This window comes from Paenibacillus sp. YAE3 (genome assembly GCF_057546105.1).
In genome coordinates this window covers 1-1,455 of the sequence record NZ_BAAIYF010000031.1, presented here as the reverse complement: position 1 = coordinate 1,455, position 1,455 = coordinate 1, and the positions used below count along the sequence as shown (strand labels likewise).

The 1,455-nt window shown below is 48.5% G+C and carries 1 protein-coding gene; it reads right to left on the bottom strand.

The window, feature by feature from the left end; genetic code table 11:
* Positions 1-133: 133 nt before the first annotated feature.
* Positions 134-1,327, bottom strand: coding sequence for a transposase (locus AC27KL_RS27980; RefSeq protein WP_016311143.1), 1,194 nt, complete (start codon positions 1,325-1,327; stop codon positions 134-136).
* Positions 1,328-1,455: the final 128 nt, after the last annotated feature.

The following is a 1,455-nucleotide window of genomic DNA, read 5'->3' as shown; positions in this document are numbered from 1 at the left end:
GAGTGTTTTGCATAATTCCGTTTCAGAGAAGAAGCGATAGCATATTCACTGTCGTTAAGGGGTAATTTTCGAAAATGGTATTATATGGATGAAGAAAAGGGCAGACTTGCAGAATTTTAGAACAGCTCGTTTTTTAAGCGGCAGCCCGTTTTGAATGATGAGAAACGGCGAGCGCAGATGCAAGCAGAACAATGGCATTCAAATACTGGTGAGTTGTGACTTTCTGAATGCCCCGGACATGTGCGGCGTCTGCCGTCAAATAGGTTTTCAATCGGGAGTTGCAGCGTTCTACGCTGGTTCGTTCATTGTAAAGTTCCTTCCAACGCTTTGTATCCCGATGAGGGATGCTGTATCGCCGGAGATCATCCTTCGCATTTACTTTGACGACCATTCCATAGTTTGAAGACGAGCAGGCAGCCATGCCAAGCGGACAGTCGACTTTACCCGTGGCATGCGGGCAGCGAAATTTATGCATATCGCCGTCAACTCCCCAGTATGTCATCGCATAACCCATGGAACAGCACGGTGTTCCGTTCGAGGTCATGCCAGCAGGCGGTTCCTTCTCCCCCCGAAGATTAAGGGGAATGATGGCTTGTGCCTTGACGTTGCGGGCGGCCTCATAAACTTTCATTTGGTCGTAGCCCGCATCGAGTATGAAAAATCGTGTGCTCGTCCTGGACGCTGTTTTCTCGATCAGGCCCGGCGCCATTTCTCCATCATTGACATGCGCCGGCGTTACTTCCAAGGCGATCGGCAATTCACTTTTCGTATCGACCGCCAGATGAATTTTGTAACCAAACCATGTGATTTTATTGCCGAAGGAATCAATTTTTGCGCCCCAGTTCGCATTACCCGTTTGCTCGCTTTTGCGTTTGGGCTGCTTTTTCTCGTAAGCGCGGAGAGCGGCGCTGTCTATGGCGACGTTACTGCCTTCTATGATACCTTCCTGCTGACAGCGTGTGACCAAATCCTCAAAAAGCCGTTTTGCCAAGTCCTTTCTCGTCAGTTCTGAGAAAACTCGGCTTAATGTGGATATGGAAGGAGCTTCTCGATCCAGCGGAAGACCACACTGATAACGAAACCGGAGATCCGTATCCAAACGCTTATGCAACCCTGAAAAGGTACTTATTCCTTCAAGCGGCGCAGCCAAGAGTGCTCGTAGAATACCTTGTCTGCAGTATCCCTCAGCGCCTCGGGGTGAACGGCTTCTCAGTTCCTTGGCATACGGTCTCAGATCGAGAGAGCTGAAGAAGATCGGCAATCTCTCCTTGGGTTGAATTTTTAAAAGTTCTTCGAAGGAAAACAGACATTCTTGGAGAATATACAAAGTGACTTCCTCCATCCTTGAGGTTTTTGGGTTTGGTCACTTGAAAACTTCTCCAAGTTGGGGTGAAGTCCCTTTTTTATGTCCGAAAATCCTTACGGCTCAAGGCCTCAGATTACTGCAAAACGCTC